This window comes from Dietzia aurantiaca, from assembly GCF_021033825.1.
Taxonomy (GTDB): Bacteria; Actinomycetota; Actinomycetes; order Mycobacteriales; family Mycobacteriaceae; genus Dietzia; species Dietzia aurantiaca.
Window position 1 is genome coordinate 65,572 of record NZ_JAIFXZ010000001.1, and the last position, 19,484, is coordinate 85,055.

Sequence of the window (19,484 nt, forward strand, 5' to 3'; positions counted from 1 at the left end):
TCACACGACTGCCGTCCGCCGTCGGCCGTGCCTTCGCCCTCGCCCCATCCCCGCTCAGAACACCGGAGACCCCCCGTGCGACTAGACCCCACCGGCATCGACCCCCATGACCACGCCCTGGCGCGCCGCTGCTCGGTCGGTGACATCCCGACCCGAGCCGCGGCCACCTTCGCCGAGCGAACCGCCGTCACGGACGAGACCGGTTCGTGGACCTTCGCCGAACTCGAATCGGTGTCCAATCGCGTGGCGCACGGGCTCGCCGGCCTGGGCCTCGAACCCGAGGAGCCGGTGGCTCTGCTGTCCACGAACTGCCGCGAGTTCGTGGCCACCTACTTCGGCAGCGCCAAGGCGGGGATGGTCGCGTTGCCCGTCAACCTGCTCTCCGGCCTCGAGAACATCGCGCACGCCCTCACCGACTCCGGCACGCGCATCCTGGTCGTCCACGGCGCGCTCGCGGAGCTGGCACTCGGTGCGGTCGGGGCGATCCCGGCGATCCGCTTCGTCGTCGTCATCGGGGGCCTGCCCGACGGCCTGGCGCCCGCACCGGAGGGACCCACGGTCCTGTCCTTCGACGACCTTCTCGCCGGCGACGACACCAATCCCGACACCGTGATCGCCGACCGCCAGATCGTCCAGTGCCTCTACTCCTCCGGGACCACCTCCCGCCCCAAGGGCGTGCTCACCTCCCACCTGGCCGTCACCGTCGCCGCGCTCGGTAACAGCGCGATCTTCGGCATGGCCTGGGGCGCCCGGGGGTCGGTCACGGTGTGTCCACTCCCCCTCTTCCACACCGCCGGCCTCAACGGGGTGCTCATCCCGTCGGTCACCATGGGCGCGACGATCCATCTCCTTCCGGGCTTCGACCCGGTCGGGTACGCCGACACCGTCGCCCGGGTCCGTGCCACCCACCTCGTCGGGCTGCCGCTCATGCTCGAGGCACTGGCCGACGGGACGGACCGCGGGCTCGACCTGAGCTCGATCCAGATGCTCCTCTACGCGATGGCACCGATGTCGGAGGCGATGCGCACGAAGCTCTCCGCGGCGCTGCCGGACGCGACGATCGTGCTCGGATCCGGCATGAGCGAGTGCACGCCCGCGACCGTGATGCAGTGGCCAGAACTCAACGACGACAAGGCCGACTCGTGGGGCTACCCCACGCCGTTCGCCGAGAACCGCATCTCCGAACCCGGCGGAGCCGAGCTCATGCCGGCCGGGCAGGACGGCGAGATCGTCTACCGCGGCCCGACCGTCATGGAGGGCTACTGGAACAACCCGGACGCCAACGCCGAGGTCTTCGCGGGCGGACGCATGCACTCCGGCGACCTCGGCCGCATCGACGCCGAGGGCGTGGTGTGGTTCTCCGACAGGGTCAAGGACATCGTCAAGTCCGGCGGCGAGAACGTGAGTTCCCTGCACGTCGAACGAGTTCTCCTCGACCACCCGCACGTCGCCGAGGTCGCCTGCATCGGCCGTCCCGACCCCACGTGGGGCGAGCAGGTCGTGGTGGTGGTGGTCCCCGCCGTCGACGCGCCGCCGGAAGCCGACCTGATCGACTCGATCCTGCGGTTCGGCGCCGAACATCTCACCAGCTCGCAGCGGCCCCGCGGCGTCGTGGTGACCGACGCGATCCCCCGCACCGCGACCGGCAAGATCCGCAAGGTCGAGCTACGGTCGATGAGCTGACCTGCCCGGGCCGTACTAGCCGGCAGCCGCCGCTGGCCCCGGCCCGGGCTACGGACCGTACTCGAGAAGCTCGCCCGGAACCTCGACCCGGGCGGCGGCGAGATCCGCACCGAGCCCCGGGGTCAGCACCTCGCTGCGCGGCGGGCGCGCGACCAGGTTGACCGCGCGAAGGTTGGGCAGCGGGTAGCGCCGCACGTCCATCCCCTCCAGGCCGGGGACCAGCTCGCGCAGCCGCTCGACCGTGAACTCGTCGGCGAGCCACGCGAACGCCGAGTCGTCCCACGTCCACACCGCGATGTTGACCCCACGCCCCACGACCCCGCGCCGCACGCTGGCGACCGACCCGAGAACCGTCGACACCCGCTCCCCGCCCGGTACCGCGCTCGGAGTCCACGGGGTCGGCAGTTCGCCGGGCCCGATCGGCGCCGTCTCCATCGGCACCGGGACGGGCACGCGACGCCCGTCCGCCAACACCACGACGTGCCCCGACTCCTCCTGCGGGAGCGGGCGGGCGACGCGCGTGGGCCGCTGCCCGCCACGGGCCATGGCCACCAGGGCGACGACCGGCGGCGCGGGCTCGCCGCGCGCGCCGCTGAGCCGCACCCGATCGGTGCCCTCCTGCGCCAGGCGCACCGAGTCGAGCCGCAGCACCACGTCCGGCGCGGCGTAGCGGGCGCCGGCGACGCCGTCGAGGAGCTGGTCGGTGACCGTGCCGACGGTGACCGAGCCGAACGCGGACGGATGTCGGGTGATGACCGCCGATCCGTCGCCTGAGATCTCGGCGATCGGGTAACCGCCGGTCACGGGGTCGGTGGTGCGGGTGACGTCCGTGGAGGAGTCCACGACGCCGGTCGCGCCCGGTCCGCCGGACAGGACGTGCCCCACCGCGACCGACCCGGCCAGCGCATCCAGGGCCGACGAGGTCCACCCGTGGTGCGCCGCGGCGGCACCGGTGACGAGCGCCTCGCGACTGACGCGGCCGGTGACGACGACGACGGCGCCCTCGGCCAGAGCCTGGGCGATCCCGAACGCACCGTGCCGCACGGTCGCCACGTCGACCACACCGAGACCGAGTTCGGGCGCCCGGTCGGTGACGTCACCGGAATCCACGGAGGCCACCGGGAGGTCCACCCCGGCCTCCCGGGCCAGCGCCCGCAGCTCGCGGGCGAGCCCCTCCGGGTCGAGAGCTCCGGCGTTGGTGACGACCCGCACGCCCGACGCCTTGTCGTCGTCACCCGCCCCGTCGCCACGTCCGCCCGCGCCGCCGACGCCGAGCAGATCCAGGCACTCGCGCAGCTGCACCACCGCGGCGCGCTCATACCCGGACCCGCCCGCGGCGCGCTGCGCGGCGAGATCCAGCATCGCCTCGTCGGACAGCATGTCCAGCGCCACGACATCCAACCTCGAGGCCGCGAGGAACTCGGCGGTCGTGGTGTCCCGGTCGGTCCGCGCGGCGGAGACGTTGCCGATCCGCAGGGGGCGCGTGCTGGTCGTCATCGATCCTCCGGGTGACTCGGGTGGTGTTCTTCGACCTACTCCAGCATGCTTCCCGTCGCGGCGAGGCGGGTGTGGAATGACAGGGCCTCTTCGAGGATATGCGGGGTGTTGCCCGCACCCGGCCGCGCGGTCGCCCGATCCAGGTAGTCGTGCAGCATCGGACGGAACGCCGGATCGGCGCAGCGGTCCACGATCAGCGGCGCGCGCTTGCGGGGGCTCAGGCCGCGCAGGTCCGCCAGGCCGTGCTCGGTGACGATGACCTGCACGTCGTGCTCGGTGTGGTCCACGTGCGGCACCATCGGCACGATCGCCGACACCGCGCCGTTCCTGGCGGTCGACGGCGACAGGAACATGGATACGTAACCGTTCCGGGTGAAGTCGCCCGAGCCGCCGATCCCGTTCATGATGCGGGTGCCACCGACATGGGTGGAGTTCACGTTGCCGTAGACGTCGGCCTCGAGCATGCCGTTCATGCCGATGACCCCGAGACGGCGCACGATCTCCGGGTGGTTACTGATCTCCTGCGGGCGCAGCGTGACGTGCTCACGGTACAGATCGATATTGTCCACCAGCTCGGCCAGACCGGCACGGGACAGTGCCAGCGACGTGGCCGAGGCGTGCGCGACCGTGCCCTGGCGGATCAGGTCCAGCATCGAGTCCTGGATGACCTCCGAGTAGCAGGTCAGGCCCGTGAAGGGGCCCTCCGCGAGGCCGCCGAGCACCGCGTTGGCCACGTTGCCGATCCCGGCCTGCAGGGGCAGCAGGCCGGCGGCGGGCAGGCGGCCGCGTTCCACCTCGTGACGGAAGAACTCCACCACGTGCCCGGCGATGGCCTGGCTGACGGCGTCGGGCGCGGCGACGGTGGTCTCCGAGTCCTGCTCATCGGTGAGCACCACGGCGACGACCTTGGCCGGGTCGACCTCGAGGTACTGCTGGCCGATGCGGTCGGCCGGCCGGGTCAGCATGATCGGCTTGCGCGCCGGAGGAAGCGCCGTGCCGTAGTAGACGTCGTGCATGCCCTCCACGTCGAGCGGGACCCACGAGTTCACCTCGAGGATCACCTTGTCCGCGACCTCGAGCCAGGTCTTGTTGTTCCCCACCGACATCGACGGGACGAGCTTGCCGTCCTCGGTGATGGCGGCGACCTCCACCACAGCGACATCCACGTCCCCGTAGTAGCCCTCCCACACCTGCTGGGCCACGTGCGACAGATGGATGTCCACGTAGTCCATCCGACCGTCGTTGATCTTGCCGCGGGCGGTGGGCTCGCTCTGGTACGGCATCCGCAGGGCCACGCCGTCCACCTCGGCGAGGGTCGACTCGGCCTCGCCGGCCACGGACGCGCCCGTGAGAAGATTGACGCTCAGCTGCCCGCCCCCGGCGCGCACCCGACGGATCCGCTCGGCCAACGCCGGCGCGAACGCCTTGGGCGTACCCGCACTGGCGAATCCACTGATCGCGACCGTGTCCCCGTCCTGGATCCGGGCCACCGCCGTGGCGGCGTCGGTCACCAGCCCCTGGAAATGCGGGTGTCGGACACGGGTGGCGATGGCGGCGGCACCCTGATGGACGGTGTTGGTCATGCGCGGAGCCTATCGCCGGGCGGTGCCCTGCTCCTCATGGTGAGAAACGCGACCTCCCCCCGAACCGGTGTGTCAGGCGCGCTCGTCATGTCTGACGTTGCCGGTGGCACGGGACCGATAGAATCGACGGAATCCGCCGACCGCCGTGGCCCCAGGAGTGAGCCTTGTCCCCCAGGACCGCACCGATCCCCGATCGCATCGACCAGGCCCGCGCCAACTGGGAACGCGAGGGCTGGCTCGACGCCGCACAGGGGATGACGGTGGTGACATCGGTGATGCGGGCGCACCAGATCCTCCTGGCCCGGGTCGAGGAGACCCTGCGGCCCTGGAACCTGTCGTTTCCCCGCTATGAGCTGCTGCGACTACTCGCGTTCTCCCGCTCGGGCGCCCTGCCCATCACCAAGGCCTCGGAACGTCTCCAGGTCCACGTCACCAGCGTCACCAGCGCGATGAAGCGGCTCCTCGACGCCGGCCTGGTCGAACGCCGACCGCATCCCACAGACGGCCGTACGACGCTCGTCGAGATCACCGATGTAGGGCGCGAGGTCGTGGCCCAGGCGACGGCGGCCCTCAACGCCGGGGTGTTCGCCGATCCCGGCATGGACGAGGCCGATCAGATCGCGCTCATCGAGGCGATCGGCTCGCTGCGCCGCACCGCCGGAGACTTCTGACGACCCACGCCGTCCCCCACCGGGCACGAACGACACCGCGCCCGGCCCCCTCTCGGGTGGGGCCGGGCGCGGCTGCTCGTGGGGTGCGGCCCGTCGGGACCGTCAGGTCACCGGGTCACGGGACCTCGGTGGCGAGCACCGCGTCGTTCTCGGCGAGCTCACCGGTCACCTTGTTCTTGCTCGACTCGGTCATGGCGAGCACGCACATCATCGACATGGCCGACAGCAGCGAGAGCATGATGCCGACTCCGAGGGTGTTGCCCGCGGCGACCATCGCGGCGGCGGCCAGCGGCGGGAGCGCGCCACCGAGGATGCCGGCGAGGTTGTAGCCGAGACCGGCACCGGTGTAGCGGTAGCGGGCCTGGAACAGCTCGGGCAGCAGCGCGCCGGCCGGGCCGTAGGCGATACCGAAGATGATCAGGGTGACGAGCAGGCCCAGGGCGAAGGCGCCGGTCGATCCGGTGTCGAGGATCGGGAACACGACGAGCGACCAGACGATGGCCAGCCCGACGGAGGTGCCGATGACCTTCTTGCGGCCGATCCGGTCGGAGTACATCGCCGACAGGGCGATGGCGAGACCGAATACCAGGGCGGCGACCATGCCCATGCCGAGGACGAACGGGCGGGAGTGGCCGAGCGTGGCGGTGGCGTAGTTCGTGAGGAACGAGGTCCCCATGTAGAACAGCGAGAACAGCGAGGTCAGCGCGCCGCCGGCGATGAGGATCTCCTTCCACTGGAAGCGGATCGCATCGGCGAAGGGCAGGGTCGCGGGTGCGGTGTCCTTGGAGGCGAGCTCGCGGTCCTGCTTGAAGACGGGGGTCTCCTCGACCGAGACACGGATCCAGAGGCCGATGAGGACCAGGACCGCGGAGAGCAGGAATGGGATGCGCCAGCCGTACTGCATGAACGCACTGTCCGGGCCCGCGTTGTTTCCGGCGACGAGCGCGAAGATGAGGAAGGTGCCCGACGACAGGAAGAACGCGAAGGCCACACCGAGCTGCGGCCACATGGCCATCAGTCCGCGCTTGCCCTCCGGTGCGTACTCGGCCGTGAGCAGGGTGGCGCCCGCCCATTCGCCACCGACGGCGAAGCCCTGGAAGAAGCGGCACAGCACGAGCAGAGTGGGCGCCACGATGCCGATGCCGTTCTCGAAGGCGCCGAACGCGCCGGTCTCGTAGCCGGGGAGCAGACCGATGAACACGGTCGCCACGCCCATGATCATGAGCGTCCACACCAGCGTGCGCTTACGACCGATGCGGTCGCCGAAGTGGCCGAAGACCGCGGCGCCGACGGGCCGCGCGAAGAAGGCCACGGCGAAGGTGGCGAATGACGACAGCGTGGCCGAGGCCGCACTCTGCTCGGGGAAGAACAGTGTGGGGAAGACCAGCGCGGCGGCCGTGCCGTAGATGAAGAAGTCGTACCACTCGATCGTCGTACCGATCGAGGAGGCCGCGGCGACGCGTGCGAGCGAGGTCTTCTTAACCGGGACGCCGGCCGCCGCCTGTGGCGTCGCGCCCCCCGTGGGCGAATTCGTGGCTGTCAAGACAACTCCAGTCTTCTCAGTGTCGCCGGGCTGTGAACCTGCGGCGCTGACAGATTTCTCCGACGCGTTCACGCCGACTGAGAAGAAACTATGTGAGGCGAGCCACACCCGGTACACCCGAAAGTGGATGCCGGGTGATCTGGGCCACATCGTCTGCAGCGAGGCGGCCGGACGTGTGCCCGCGCGGCACCGTCCTCACTCCGGGCGTCGCTCAGCAGACGCCGCGACGGTCTCCTCGGTGTCGATGCCACGGAACCACTCGACGGTCCGCCGGAGGCCGTCGGCCCAGTCGACCTCGGGTGCCCACCCGAGGACCTCGCTCGCGAGCGCGGTGTCGGGGCGCCGGACCTGCGGATCGTCCACCGGGCGGTCGATGAAGCGCAAGGTGGAGGCGGACCCCGTCTCGGCGATGATGTCGCGTGCGATCTGCACTACCTCGAGCTCCCACGGGTTGCCGATGTTCACGGGGCCGGCGTGACCGGACCCCGCGAGGGCGAGGATGCCCCGGACGAGGTCGGAGACGAAGCACACCGACCGGGTCTGCGTGCCGTCACCGGCGACGGTGAGCTGCTCGCCGCGCAGCGCCTGGCGGATGAAGGTCGGGATCGCGCGGCCATCATGCGGGCGCATCCGGGGTCCGAAGGTGTTGAAGATCCGCACGATCGCGGTGTCCACCCCGTGGGTGGTGCGGTACGCCTCGGTGAGCGCCTCGGCGTATCGCTTGGCCTCGTCGTAGACTCCCCGCGGCCCGACCGGGTTGACGTTGCCCCAGTAGGTCTCCGGTTGAGGGTGCACCAGCGGGTCCCCGTACACCTCGGACGTCGACGCGAGCACGAACCGGGCGCCCTTCGCCTTGGCCAGGCCCAGCGCGTTGTTCGTCCCGGTCGAGCCGACCTTGAGCGTGTGGATGGGCAGCTTGAGGTAGTCGATCGGGGACGCGGGCGACGCGAAGTGGAGCACGAGATCCACCGGCCCGGGCACGTGGATGTAGTCGGTGACGTCACGCTGCACCAGGTGGAATCCCGGATCGGTGGCGAGGTGCGCGACGTTGGCCGGATCGCCGGTGAGGAAGTTGTCCAGCGCGAACACCTCGACGTCGCGCCGCCGCAGCTCCGTGCACAGATGACTCCCGAGGAATCCGGCGCCTCCGGTGACGACGGCCCTGCTGAATGTCGTACTCATGATGAGATCCTTCCTGTCGTGGTCTCGAGGAGGTCGCGCGTCGCGTCGAGCATCTCGTCGACGCCGATCGCGTCCAGGCGCGGATCGACGACGTCCGCGTGGGGGTCCCCCCAGGCGTCGGCGGTCGGGTCGCCGCGCCAGAGGACGGTGTGGAGTCGAGGGTCCAGTGTCGGCCCCCACCACCGGGGCGGGACCGGGCCGAACAGTGTCACCGAGGGGGTGGCGAGGGCGGTGGCCAGGTGCGCGATGCCGGTGTCACCGCTGAGGACGAGCGCCGCGTCGGCGACCAGCGCCGCCAGGTCGTCGAGGTCGAGTCGTCCACCGGCGTCGGTGGCGGCCGGGACGGCCGCGACGATCCCGGCGGTCAGATCCCGCTCCCCGGGCGACCCGGTCACCACGACGTCGCGCCCGGACCGCACGAGTTCACCGGCGACCGCGGCCCACCGGTCGACCGGCCAGCGGCGTGACCGCGACGCGGCGCCGGGATGGACGACGACGATGCCGTCCTCACGACGCAGCGCGGCGGCCTCGTGCGGGTCGCGCAGTCGGAGGTCGTCGACGCCGCACTCTCCCCCGGCGTCCCGCACCACGCGGCACCAGCGGAGTACCTCGTGCTCGTCCCGCACCCAGCGGGGCCCGCGGTGGCCGATCTCGGGACAGTCGAACCCGATCAGTCGCCCGGGCCCGCCGGCCGCGAGCAGCCTCTGGCTCTCCGGCCCGCGCCCGTGGAGATCGACCGCGACGTGTCCGCCGGGCAACGGGCCGAGGGGAACGAGGCCGGGGGTCGCCAGGACGGCGTCGACCACGCCCATCCGGACCATCCACCCGCCGATCGTGGCGGGCGCGGCCAGCACGACCCGCCGGTCGGGGAACAGTCGGTGCAACCCTCGGATCGGGGCGATGCCGGTCAGGGCGTCGCCCAGGCCGAGCGCGCGCAGGACCAGGACGTCATCCTCCCCCACCTGTCGGGCGTCGATCGCCCCGTCCACCGCGTCCGGGCGGGCCGGGGCATCGAGCCGGCCGGCCTGCCGGAGCGCGGCCTCCGTGTACGGCTCAGCCGACATCGCGGGTCCGTCGCAGGATGGACGTGGTGGATCGCCCGGGCGTGAGTGGCAGGATCTCCACGCGTCCGCCCCAGCTGTGGACGAGCGGGGCCTCCGGGAGGGTGTCCGCCCGGTAGTCGCCGCCCTTGACCCAGACGTCGGGGCGCACTACCTCCAGGGCCGCCCGCGGATCGTCCTCGTCAAAGACCACGACGGCGTCCACGCAGGCCAGCGCCTCCAGCAGGTGCCGCCGGTCGACCTCCGGCATCACCGGGCGCGCGGGCCCCTTCAGTCGCCGGACGGAGTCGTCCGAGTTGAGCAGGACCACGAGCAGGTCACCGAGTTCGCGGGCGGCGCGGAGATAGTGCGCGTGCCCGGCGTGGAGGATGTCGAAACAGCCGCCCGTCGCCACGATCACGCCGCCGCTGCGCCTGGTCTGCTCGATCCGGTGGGCGAAACCGTCGAGCGGGCTGGGTGACGGCTGGTTACCGCGCCCACGGAACCCGGCCGCGCCACCGTCCGCCACCCAGGTCGATGCCGCGGCTCCGGCCCGGCCGGCGGCGGTCGCCGCCGACTCGCCCCGGCTCAACGCCGTTGCCGCGGCCACCGAATAGCGGTCCCCGGCCCCGCACGGGTCACCCGCCTCCTGGTGGCGGCTGGGGATCAGACGACACCCGCCCTCGTCCGCGAACCAGGCCCCCTCCGGGCCGACGGTCACGGAGACGGCGTGCGCGCGCCACGCCCGGCGCAATCCGGCGGCCAGCTCGTCGGGTCGGTCGGGGAGGACCTCGAGACCGAACTCCCGTGCGGCCGCCTGCGCCTCGGCGAGGTTCGGTGTGACGAGCGCGCAGCCCGGGACCGGTGCACCGCCGCGGGGGTGCGGGTCCCACACCACGGTGCCGTGCTCGGCCTTGTCGGCGATCGCGGTCCGGATTCCCTCGTCGTGGGTGGTCCCGGCGCCGTAGTCGCTCACCAGCACGACGCCGACGGCGAGAGCGTCCGCCACGGCCTGCCGGTCGACATCCACCGGGAGGCCGGGACCCCCGTCGTCCACGCGCAGCAGTGTCTGTCCCTCGCTGCGGATCCGGGTTTTGGTGCGGGTGCCTCCGCTGTGGCCGAGCGCGACCACGTCGATGTCCGTCAGGTCCGCCCGGATCTGCTCGCCGTGCACGTCGTCGGCCAGCGGCGCGACGAGCCGCACCTCGGGGACGCGGTCGATCCGCGCGCACATCAGCGCGGCGAGACCGGCGCCGCCGGGGCTGGTCAGCGTGGTGTCCGTGTCGACCACCGGGACCGGGGCGTCCGGGCACAACCGTACCGAGCGGCCGGTGAGGTCACGGTCGAGAATGACGTCACCGATGATGACGACCGGTTCGACGGCCATGGGTGTCCTCCTCTGGTCGGGGCAGCCGGGTGTCGACCGCGGCGGTGAGCGCGTGCAGGAGCACGAGGTGGCATTCCTGCACCACGGAGGTGTCTCCGGACTCGACGGCGATCGTCTCGTCACACAGGTCGGCGAGGGGGTTGGGGCGGGCGCCGGTCAGCGCCCAGACCCGGACGCCGAGGCACCGGGCGCGCCGCGCGGCCTCGAGCATGTTGGGGCTGGTGCCGCTCGTCGACAACAACACGAGCACGTCGCCCTCGGTGCCGTGCGCCTCGACCTGGCGGGCGATCGCCTCCTCGTAGCCGTAGTCGTTGCTGATCGCGGTGAGCGTCGAGGTCTCACTCGTGAGACAGATCGCCGACACCGGTCGTCGGTCGTCGACGAAGCGACCGACGAACTCGGCGGTGAAATGTTGGGCCTCGGCGGCGCTGCCGCCGTTTCCCGCGGCGAGGAGCCGACCTCCGGACAGGAGCCGGGCGACGAGGCGGGTCGCCCACCTGTCGACGGTCGGCGCGTCGCGGGCGAGCGAGTCCACCGCGCGGTGGAGCGCGCCGAGGTGGCCGTCCAGCCAGTCCCGCGCGGCGCCGTATCCGGTTCCGGCCGGTGACGCGTTTCCGTCCCGCGCCGCGGCGTAGGCCTCCTCGGTGAGGCCGACGACCCGGTCCCAGGAGAACATCGTCTCGGCGCGGCGGCGGGCAGCGCATCCCATCGCGTCGGACCTGGCCGGATAGTCGAGCAGCACACGCAGCGCCTCGGTGGTGGCCGCCTCGTCGCCCGGGGACACGAGCAGGCCGGTGACGCCGTCGTCGACGGAGTCGAGCAGGCCGCCCACGGCCGTACCGACCAGGGGCCTGCCGCTGGCCATCGTCTCGAGGGGGACCATCCCGAACGGTTCGTACCACGGCGTGATGCAGACGACGTCGGCGGACGCCAGCAGCGCCGCGGCCGCGCCGCGATCGAGTCGCCCCGTGAAGGTCACACGATCGGCCACACCGAGTTCCCGAGCGAGGACCTGCAGTCGCAGCCCCTCGGGGTCGCGGTCGAGCGCGTCGCGTTCCGGTCCACCGGCGATCACCAGCTCGGTGTCCGGTAGCCCGGCCAGTGCCCGGATGCTCATGTCGATGCCCTTGCGCGGGACCATCCGGCCGAGCGAGACCACCCGCCGGAGCCCCTGCCGGCGGGGCGGGAGCCCGTCCGCCTCCGCCCCGGGGTGGAACAGGTCGAGGTCGACGCCACAGGGGATCACGTGGATCCGGTCGGTGTCGGCTCCGCACTCGAGCAGTTCCCTGCGCTCGTCCCGGCAGCTGGCGGTGAGCAGGTCCGAGTCGGTGACCAGACCCGATTCGACCGCCAGTCGGCCGGGCGGGCTGGTATCGGCGCTGCCCTGGTGTCGGCGTTTGACCGTGCCGAGCGCGTGGAAGGTCTGCACCACCGGGACGTCGACCACGCGGACGGCCTCGCGGACGGCCATGCCGGACATCCAGAAGTGTGCGTGGGCGATGTCGGGCACGCCGTCGGAGAGCCAGTGCGCGACCATCTCGCGGCCGAATCCGGCCATGAACGGTGCGAGTTCGTCCTTGGGCAGCGGGGCCGCCGGCCCGGCCGTCACGTGGACGAGCCGGACGCCGGGGGCGAGGTCCACCACCTCCGCGGCGTCCGCGTCGTCTCTCCGGGTGTAGACGACCACATCGTGACCGCGGGCGCCGAGCCCGGTGGCCAGTTCGGCCACGTAGACGTTCTGTCCGCCGGCGTCCTCTCCGCCCAGCGCCGCGACCGGGCTGGCGTGTTCGGAGATCAGTGCGATTCTCATGACCCCACCTCCGTCAGGATCTCGTCCCAGTCGGCGAGGAAACGTCCGACGCCGTAGTGCGCCAGCGCGTGCTCGCGTGCCGCCGCTCCCGCCGCGGCGGCCGCGCCCGGGTCGGCGAGCCACTCCCGGGCCCGCGATTCCAGCTGCGCGGGGTCGTTGCTGAGTAGTCCGGCCTCCGGCGGTACGGCCCGGGGGGCCTCGGTCGTGCTCAGCGCGAGCACGGGCATCCCGATCGTCATGGCCTCCAACAGCGACAGCCCGAGGCTGGTCCACCGGTACGGGTGGAGATAGACGCGGTGGCGGCCGAGCGCCCGGTGCATCTCCGCCTGCGGGTAGTCCTCGTGGAGGGTCGGCGCGAGGTGCGGGGCGAGCTGCCCCAGCTCCGTCATGCCCATGCCGTAGACGTGGAGCGGGAGTTCACGCCCGAGCCGGACGACGAGGTCGGTGCCCGCGATCCGTCCACGGCGGACCGGCTCGTTGACCACCACGGCCAGGCTCGGGTCCTCGCCCGTCCACAGCGCGCCCGGGTCGATGATCCCGTGTTCCACCACGCGCGTCGGTGCGTCGCCGCAGTCCCACATGAGGTGGTTGAACCAGGTCACGTGGACGACCGGAATGGTCGACTGCGCGGCCAGCGGATGCCGCGACGTCACGGCGTGCTCGCGTGGGGTGTCGTGCTCGACGTAGACCGCCGGGACGTCGACGCCGGCCCGCAAGCCGGTCCAGTCGTGGACGAGGTCGACCTCGTGGCGGCGCTGGAGCACCACGGCGTCGATGCCCCCGTCGGCCGCCGTGGCCCGCAGATCGTCCGGGGAGAGTTCTGTCACCGAGCCGGGCCAGTCCCAGGTGCGGGCGCGTCCGCGACCGTCCGGACCACGGTCCGGCAGCACGGGGACGAGGTACTCGTGACGGCCCTGCACGAACGAGGTCGTCCACGAGCCGTGCACGTGCCAGATCAGGACGCGCACTCCGTACTCCTTCCGGTGATGAGGTCGGACACGGCCGCCACCACGGCCGGTGGCGGGACCTGTGTCAGGCAGGGGTGTCCCTCGACGGGGCAGTCGCGGGCGCGGGTCCCGCGACACGGCGCGTGCTGGTCGCCGAGCAGGCGGAGCGGGACGCCCCACGGCGCCCAGCGCTCGGCCGGGACGACCGGGGAGAACAGGGAGACGACCGGGGTGCCCACGGCCGCGGCGAGGTGGGCGGGGCCGGTGTTCCCGACGACGACGACGTCGGCGTGCTCGAGCACGGCGGCCAGCTCGTGCAGGCTCGTCCGTCCGGACAGGTCCGTGACGTCGGTCGTCCCCGCGCCGCAGCAGGCGCGCGTGTCCGCCACCAGGTCGCGCTCGCCGGGGCCACCGGTGAGGACGACCCGGTGACCGGCCCGCCGCAGCGCCGTGACGATCGCGCCGGCGTGCTCCGGCGTGAGGGCCCGGGCGGGGACGGACGCCCCGGGGTGGACCACGACGAAGCGGCCACCGACCCCCTCGAGCAGCCCGGTCACCTCCGGCAGGGGCCGGCGTACGTCCAGCGGCGGCGGCGTGTCGGGACGCGCGGCGCCGGCGGAGACCGCGATCTCGACGGCCGCCTCGACCTCGTGGCCCCCACCCGGTGGGTCGTCGCGACGCACGCGCACATCGAGCAGGGAGCCGGGGTAGTCGGTGCTCTCCCCCACCACGACGGGCACGCCTGCCATCCGCAGGAGCAGGGCCATGGGCAGCGGGCTCTGGTGGAAGGAGGTGAAGACGACCGCGCGGTCGTACCCCCTTCCGGCGATCGACGCGACGAGCTCGTCGATCCGGGCGGGGTCGACCGGTGGCGGCCGGAAACCGGACCACGGCGCGTCGAAGACGAGGAGTTCCGCGACGCCCGGGAGGAGCTCGCCGGCGGCCCGCCCCTGGCTCGACACCAGTAGATCGACCGGGCCTGCCCGCTCGGCGAGGAGTCGGATCGCCGGGCCGGTGAGCAGGACGTCGCCGTCGGAGTCGAGCCGGACGGCCAGGGTGCGCGCCATCAGCCGATCACCAACTCCATCGCCGCGGCGAGATCGGGGGCCACCCGGGGGGCGTCCAGCACCTCGTCGCGTCGGGTGACCTCGGTGGGGACGAGCACACCCGAGGCGCCGGCGGCCTGCGCGGCCTCGACGTCGGCGCCGATGTCGCCGATGACGACGCAACGGTCCACATCGACCCCCAGATCCTCCGCGGCGCGCCGGATCAGGCCCGGCATCGGCTTCCGGCACCCGCAGCCGTCGGCCGGGCCGTGCGGGCAGTACTGCCAGGTGTCCAACCCGCCCAGCAGTTCGTCGACACGACGGTTGACGGCGCGGACCTGCTGCTCGTCCAGCAACCCCCGAGCGACCCCCGACTGATTGGACACCACACCGACGGCCAGCCCGGCGTCCCGCGCACGGCGGACCGCCTCGAGCGCGCCCGGCATGAGCTCGACCGCACCGGGGTCGCCGTTGTACGGCACGTCGCGCACCAGGGTGCCGTCCCGGTCGAAGAGCACCGCCCGGGGCGCGGGCGGCCACGGGCCGGTGTGTCGGTGTGCCAGTTCCCCGCGGAAACGGTGGCGTACGGCGGCGAAGGGGATCGCGACGCTGGTCGGCAGCATCCGGCGGAGTTCGGCACGGAATTCCGGGTCGCCCGGTCGCGGGCCGGGGGCGAGGCGGATCGCCGCGAACCGCGCGGTCAGCCCGCCCCACACCGCGGCGCCCACGGCGAGGGTGGCGTCGGCGGGACCCGGGTGACGGCCGAGTGCGCGCGCGGTGAGCGAGCCGATGAGTCCGGCCGCCGCCACGCCGGCGGCAGCCACGGTGGCGGCGTGCAGCCAGAACCCGCCCCCGGGCGCATCGGCGGCGGCGCGCCAGTCGCGGCCGTGGAGACGGCGCATGAGGGCGTCGTCGGCGTTGCCCGCCTGCAGTCGCAGGCTCACGGCGTCGTCCGCGGGGCGCACGGGGTGGACGATGTGCCGCACACCGCGGGTGAGCGCCCAACCCGCGTGTCGGACCCGCAGGGCGAGGTCCGCGTCCTCGCGGAACGCCCGGGGGAAACGCTCGTCGAACCCGTCGACCTGCTCGAGCGCCCGGCGGCGGTAGGCCATGTCGGCGGTCGCCCAGTCGGCACCGGCGAGCGCGCCGACGTTGCGTTCCCAGTCGGTGGGGCGGCGGTCCCCCGGCAGCGGCACGATGATCGACCCCTGGGTGGCCCCGACCCCGGCAGGACAGGCGCGCAGGTCGTCGACGAGTCCGGCGAGCCACCCCTGCGGCAGCACCACGTCGTCGTCGAGGAAGGCGATCCACTCGGGATCGGTTCCGTGCGTGGCCCGCCACCCGCGGTTGCGCGCCGAGGCCGGACCGCGCCCGTGGTCGCGGACGATCCTCAGAGGCCAGTCCACCCCGGGCAGCGAGACCTCCAGCGGGGGGACAGCGCCGGGGCGGTCGTCGACCAGCACGACCTCGACGGGCGCCGGGTGCGCCTCGTCGGCGTGCTGGGCCGCCAGGGAGTCGAGCATCGTCTGCAGGCACGGCCGCCCGATGGTGGGGATCACGGCCGCCCAGCGCGGCGCGGCACTCAACGGTCACCTGCGAAGAAATCCGCACGCCGCACGAGGTGCGGGCCCATGACGAGCGCGGCGACGGGAGCCGACCCGAACACCTCCAGTGCGTCGCGCGGGTCGTCCACCATGGGGCGGCCGGCGGTGTTGAGGCTCGTGTTGACGAGTACCGGCACCCCGGTGCGCTCGGCGAACGCACGGATCAGGGCCGCCACGTGGGGCACGTCCTCGTCCGCGACGGTCTGGATCCGCGCCGTGCCGTCGGAGTGGACGACCGCGGGGATCCGGTCCCGCCACTCCGGCCGGACCGTGTGGACGAAGAGCATGTACGGACTCGGGAGCGGGCCGTCGGTGACGATCTCCTCCGCACGTTCCGCGAGGATCATCGGGGCCACCGGCCGGAACTGTTCGCGGCCCTTGACGTCGTTGAGCAACTCGACGTTCTCGGCGAGGGTCGGGTTGGCCAGGAGCGACCGGCGGCCGAGCGCGCGGGGTCCGAATTCGCTGCGCCCGTCGAACCACGCGATCACACCGTTGTCGGCGAGGATGTCCGCGACCTCGCCTGCCAGGTCGTCGGGCGTCGTGAACGGCACCTGCGCCTCGCGGAGGCGCCCGGCCAGCTCGTCGTCGGTCCAGGACCGGCCGAGCGCGGGACTCACCGCCTCGTCGGAGATCCGGTCGTCGCGATGGGCCAGGTGCAGTGCCGCGCCCAGCGCCGTTCCCGAGTCGCCGGACGCGGGCTGGACCCACACCTGCTCGAACGGGGACTCGCGCCACACAGCGGTGTTGGCGACACAGTTTAGTGCGGTGCCACCCGCCATGGTGAGGGTGCGCTCACCGGTCTGCTCGTGCAGCCATGTCGCGCCTGCGACGAGCACCTCCTCGACCCCGGCCTGGACGGACGCCGCGAGGTCGGCGTGCGCTCCGCCCCAGGTGCCGTCGTCGACGCGGCGCGGCGCGAACTGCTCCCACTCCGGTGCCCGCGCGATGAACCCGCCGTCGTCGGTCGCGTGGAGGCACTCCCGGAGTCCGGGCAGGAAGCGCGGCTCGCCGTACGACGCCAGCGCCATCACCTTGAACTCGTCGCTCGACCGCAGGAAACCCAGGTGATCGGTGAGCGACTCGTAGAACAACCCGAGCGAGTCGGGCAGCGATTGACGACGGACGATCTCGAGCTGCCCGTCGCGGTAGTGGCCGGCCAGCTGGGAATGCCGCTCGCCCCGGCCGTCGTTGACAAGGACGGCCGAAGTGCGGTGCGGTCCCGCCAGGCCGGCGGACGCCGCGTGGGCCACGTGGTGCTCGACGAACTCGACACGCTCGGCGGGAAGGCCGGGGAGCGCGTCGGCGAGGAACTCGGGGGCTCGACGGACGTAGTCGATTCGGATGTGGTCGAACGGATCGTCCGGCTGCAGCTCCGCCAGCGCCGGGTCGAAGGCGTAGCCCACGGCGTCCAGGTCGGCCGGTGTCAGCCCCGCCTCCTCCAGACACCAGCGCATCGCGAGCTCGGGCAGCTCCCAGGCGGAGAACGGCACCGGACGCTTGGCGTGCTTGCGCCGCGAGAACCGCTCCTCCTCCGCCGCTGCCACCACTTTTCCGTCTATGACCAGGGCTGCCGAGGAGTCGTGAAACGTCGCGTTGACACCGAGAATGATCACGCCGGTCACCCTAAGTACGACCGACCCGGCCGGCCACCGTTCAGCTGGAGTACCTCCGCGCAGTGCTCTCCCGCTGGCTGGCCTCGAGCGCCCGGAACCGCGCCTCTACCGAGGGCGACAGCGGCCGGCGCTCGCGCAGCACCCACGGCAGACCGCGTACCGCATCACACACGCCCGCCACCGTGACACGGTCACGCGGCGCCGAGGCGAGGACGTCGCGGGTACGCCGCAGGGCGGCTCGCAGTGGTCGCCGCAGCCAGGTGAACCACAGCGTGTTGCGGATACCGTGCCGCCGCCGGAGGTGAGGATCCCGCAGCACCGACGCCTGGTGGTGCACGAGCAGGTCCTCGAGATAGCACAGTTCCCAGCCGGCGCTGGCGAGGTCGGCGGCCATCAACTCCTCCTCGCCGCCCAGCCACAACCGCTCGTGGAACCCGCCCACCTCCCGGTAAGCCGCTCTGCGGATGATGCTCGCCCCCGCGAGGAAGCTCCCGAGTGCCGGGCCGGGGAGCCACTCCGGGCCGACCACGGGCGAGTTCTCGAGCTCGGCGACGATCGGGTCGACCTCGCCGCCGGGCTCAACGACGATGCGGGCGGTCACCACCCCGAGACCCGGATGGGCGTCCAGCGCGTCCGCGCCAGCGCGCAGCGACCCCGGCTCCCACCACGTGTCGTCGTCGCAGAAGGCGATGTAGGGAGTCCGCGCGGAGTCGACGCCGAGGGTGCGGCCGACGGCGCCGAGATTGGTCGGACTGGCGATGAGCCGCGCCCAGGGGTGCCGTCCGGCGACCGCCGCCGCGGTGCCGTCGGTCGACCCGTTGTCCACCACGAACACCTCGGGCCGCTCCGGCAGTGTCCGCAGCCGCTCGAGGGCGAGCAGTGCCTCCTCGCGGCGGTTCCAGGTGATCATGACGACGCTCACCCGTGAGTCGGGTCGCTCGTCGCTCATGTGATCCATCGTCTCGTCTCCCGTTCTCGAGGTGGCCGGTGTCCTCACGTCGCGCCGCATAGTCGGGCCCGCGCGCGCAGGACGTCCGGACCGACCGGCCGGCGCGCGGCCCACGCGGCGGGGATCCGCGGCAACGCCATGACCAGGCCGCGGCGCCCGGTCGTGGTGTGCAGGCAGCGCCGGGCCTCGGCAAGGACCTCCGGCAGCGGTAGCCGCAGGACGGCGGTGAGGAGCCGGCTGCGGGCGAGGCCCGCCTGTCGGACGCCGGCGACATCCCGCACCACTGACGGGTGGTGGTGGGCGATCACCTCCGGAACGTGGCACACCTGCCACCCCGCGTCGACCAGGTCGAGCGCCACGCGTTCCTCCTCCCCCGGGAACCGGATCACGTCGTCGAAACCGCCGACGTCGAGGAACGCCGATCGACGCACGATCGCGCCGCAGCCCACGAACCCCAGGAGCGCCGGCCCGGGGGCGCCCGGCTCGGTGCCGAGGGGCGACGTGGCGAGCACCGTGTTGATCGGGTCGGGTTCGCCGTCGGGGCCGACCAGGATCGTCCCCGCGATCAACCCGAGGCGTGGGTGCTGCTCGAACAGGCGGGCCGCGAGCTCCAGTGCCCCCGGCTCCCACCACGAGTCGTCGTCGGCGAAGGCGACCAGCTCGGTCGTGGCCGCGCGGGCGCCCACGGTGCGGGCCCGGGCCGCGAGGTTCTCCTCCAGCGGGATCACCCGAACGTGCGGCCCCGCGGCCCGACACACGTCGACGGAGTCATCAGCGGAGTCGTTGTCGACGACGATCACGGGCGCGGTGTGCCGCGGCAACGTCGCGTGGAGGTCGTCCCTCCGGTTCCGCGAGGCCACGACCACGGTCATGTCTGGGGTCATCGCCCGTACCGTATCGACTCCGCCCGGGTGGCGGCACCGGTC

15 protein-coding genes are annotated in these 19,484 nt (G+C 72.6%); 2 read left to right on the top strand and 13 right to left on the bottom strand.

From position 1 onward, the window contains the following. Window positions 1-75 precede the first annotated feature (75 nt). Window positions 76-1,683, top strand: a complete 1,608-nt coding sequence (locus tag K3888_RS00370) for a class I adenylate-forming enzyme family protein (RefSeq protein WP_230928246.1) — start codon at window positions 76-78, stop codon at window positions 1,681-1,683. 48 nt (window positions 1,684-1,731) lie between these two features. On the opposite strand, the gene K3888_RS00375 is transcribed toward K3888_RS00370, so the two are convergent. Then, window positions 1,732-3,180 carry an acyclic terpene utilization AtuA family protein gene (locus K3888_RS00375; protein ID WP_230928247.1) on the bottom strand — a complete coding sequence of 483 codons (1,449 nt, stop codon included), beginning with the start codon at window positions 3,178-3,180 and terminating at the stop codon, window positions 1,732-1,734. 35 nt (window positions 3,181-3,215) lie between these two features. Beyond that, on the bottom strand, window positions 3,216-4,763 hold the full coding sequence (gene scpC, locus K3888_RS00380; protein ID WP_230928248.1) for a succinyl-CoA:acetate CoA-transferase ScpC: 1,548 nt from the start codon (window positions 4,761-4,763) through the stop codon (window positions 3,216-3,218). Between the two features lie 164 nt (window positions 4,764-4,927). Between scpC and K3888_RS00385 the strand changes: the two genes are divergently transcribed. After that, a complete protein-coding gene (locus tag K3888_RS00385; protein ID WP_230928249.1) occupies window positions 4,928-5,434 on the top strand; it encodes a MarR family winged helix-turn-helix transcriptional regulator in 507 nt (168 codons plus the stop codon). 115 nt (window positions 5,435-5,549) lie between these two features. Here K3888_RS00385 and K3888_RS00390 read toward each other — a convergent pair whose 3' ends face one another. The 11 genes from K3888_RS00390 to K3888_RS00440 form a co-directional block, all read right to left on the bottom strand. Continuing rightward, complete coding sequence (locus tag K3888_RS00390; protein WP_230928250.1) at window positions 5,550-6,977, bottom strand: MFS transporter; 1,428 nt, start codon at window positions 6,975-6,977, stop codon at window positions 5,550-5,552. A gap of 195 nt (window positions 6,978-7,172) precedes the next feature. Continuing rightward, window positions 7,173-8,159 carry an NAD-dependent epimerase/dehydratase family protein gene (locus tag K3888_RS00395; RefSeq protein WP_230928251.1) on the bottom strand — a complete coding sequence of 329 codons (987 nt, stop codon included), beginning with the start codon at window positions 8,157-8,159 and terminating at the stop codon, window positions 7,173-7,175. After that, window positions 8,156-9,223, bottom strand: a complete 1,068-nt coding sequence (locus K3888_RS00400) for a glycosyltransferase family 9 protein (RefSeq protein WP_230928252.1) — start codon at window positions 9,221-9,223, stop codon at window positions 8,156-8,158. The genes K3888_RS00395 and K3888_RS00400 overlap by 4 nt, the downstream gene beginning before the upstream one ends. After that, window positions 9,213-10,586: a D-glycero-beta-D-manno-heptose 1-phosphate adenylyltransferase gene (rfaE2, locus tag K3888_RS00405; RefSeq protein ID WP_230928253.1), complete on the bottom strand. Its 1,374-nt coding sequence runs from the start codon at window positions 10,584-10,586 to the stop codon at window positions 9,213-9,215. Before rfaE2 ends, K3888_RS00400 begins: the two co-directional genes overlap by 11 nt. Continuing rightward, window positions 10,555-12,396 (bottom strand): glycosyltransferase, encoded by a 1,842-nt coding sequence (locus K3888_RS00410; protein ID WP_230928254.1) that lies wholly within the window; start codon window positions 12,394-12,396, stop codon window positions 10,555-10,557. Before K3888_RS00410 ends, rfaE2 begins: the two co-directional genes overlap by 32 nt. Further along, window positions 12,393-13,364 carry a glycosyltransferase gene (locus K3888_RS00415; protein WP_230928255.1) on the bottom strand — a complete coding sequence of 324 codons (972 nt, stop codon included), beginning with the start codon at window positions 13,362-13,364 and terminating at the stop codon, window positions 12,393-12,395. The genes K3888_RS00410 and K3888_RS00415 overlap by 4 nt, the downstream gene beginning before the upstream one ends. Beyond that, entirely contained in the window at window positions 13,352-14,410 is a 1,059-nt protein-coding gene (locus K3888_RS00420) for a glycosyltransferase family 9 protein (protein ID WP_230928256.1), read from the bottom strand. Before K3888_RS00420 ends, K3888_RS00415 begins: the two co-directional genes overlap by 13 nt. Next, window positions 14,410-15,975, bottom strand: coding sequence for an HAD-IIIA family hydrolase (locus K3888_RS00425; protein WP_230928257.1), 1,566 nt, complete (start codon window positions 15,973-15,975; stop codon window positions 14,410-14,412). The genes K3888_RS00420 and K3888_RS00425 overlap by 1 nt, the downstream gene beginning before the upstream one ends. Continuing rightward, entirely contained in the window at window positions 15,972-17,609 is a 1,638-nt protein-coding gene (locus K3888_RS00430; protein WP_230928258.1) for a carbamoyltransferase family protein, read from the bottom strand. Before K3888_RS00430 ends, K3888_RS00425 begins: the two co-directional genes overlap by 4 nt. A gap of 40 nt (window positions 17,610-17,649) precedes the next feature. Next, window positions 17,650-18,558, bottom strand: coding sequence for a glycosyltransferase family 2 protein (locus tag K3888_RS00435; RefSeq protein WP_230928259.1), 909 nt, complete (start codon window positions 18,556-18,558; stop codon window positions 17,650-17,652). A gap of 44 nt (window positions 18,559-18,602) precedes the next feature. Then, window positions 18,603-19,442 carry a glycosyltransferase family 2 protein gene (locus K3888_RS00440; RefSeq protein WP_230928260.1) on the bottom strand — a complete coding sequence of 280 codons (840 nt, stop codon included), beginning with the start codon at window positions 19,440-19,442 and terminating at the stop codon, window positions 18,603-18,605. Window positions 19,443-19,484: the final 42 nt, after the last annotated feature.

Coding starts and splice junctions, on each gene's coding strand:
- K3888_RS00375 (WP_230928247.1), bottom strand. CDS start 3,180: ATGACGACCAGCACGCGCCCCCTGCGGATCGGCAACGTCTCCGCCGCG.
- scpC (WP_230928248.1), bottom strand. CDS start 4,763: ATGACCAACACCGTCCATCAGGGTGCCGCCGCCATCGCCACCCGTGTC.
- K3888_RS00395 (WP_230928251.1), bottom strand. CDS start 8,159: ATGAGTACGACATTCAGCAGGGCCGTCGTCACCGGAGGCGCCGGATTC.
- K3888_RS00400 (WP_230928252.1), bottom strand. CDS start 9,223: ATGTCGGCTGAGCCGTACACGGAGGCCGCGCTCCGGCAGGCCGGCCGG.
- rfaE2 (WP_230928253.1), bottom strand. CDS start 10,586: ATGGCCGTCGAACCGGTCGTCATCATCGGTGACGTCATTCTCGACCGT.
- K3888_RS00410 (WP_230928254.1), bottom strand. CDS start 12,396: ATGAGAATCGCACTGATCTCCGAACACGCCAGCCCGGTCGCGGCGCTG.
- K3888_RS00420 (WP_230928256.1), bottom strand. CDS start 14,410: ATGGCGCGCACCCTGGCCGTCCGGCTCGACTCCGACGGCGACGTCCTG.
- K3888_RS00435 (WP_230928259.1), bottom strand. CDS start 18,558: ATGAGCGACGAGCGACCCGACTCACGGGTGAGCGTCGTCATGATCACC.
- K3888_RS00440 (WP_230928260.1), bottom strand. CDS start 19,442: ATGACCCCAGACATGACCGTGGTCGTGGCCTCGCGGAACCGGAGGGAC.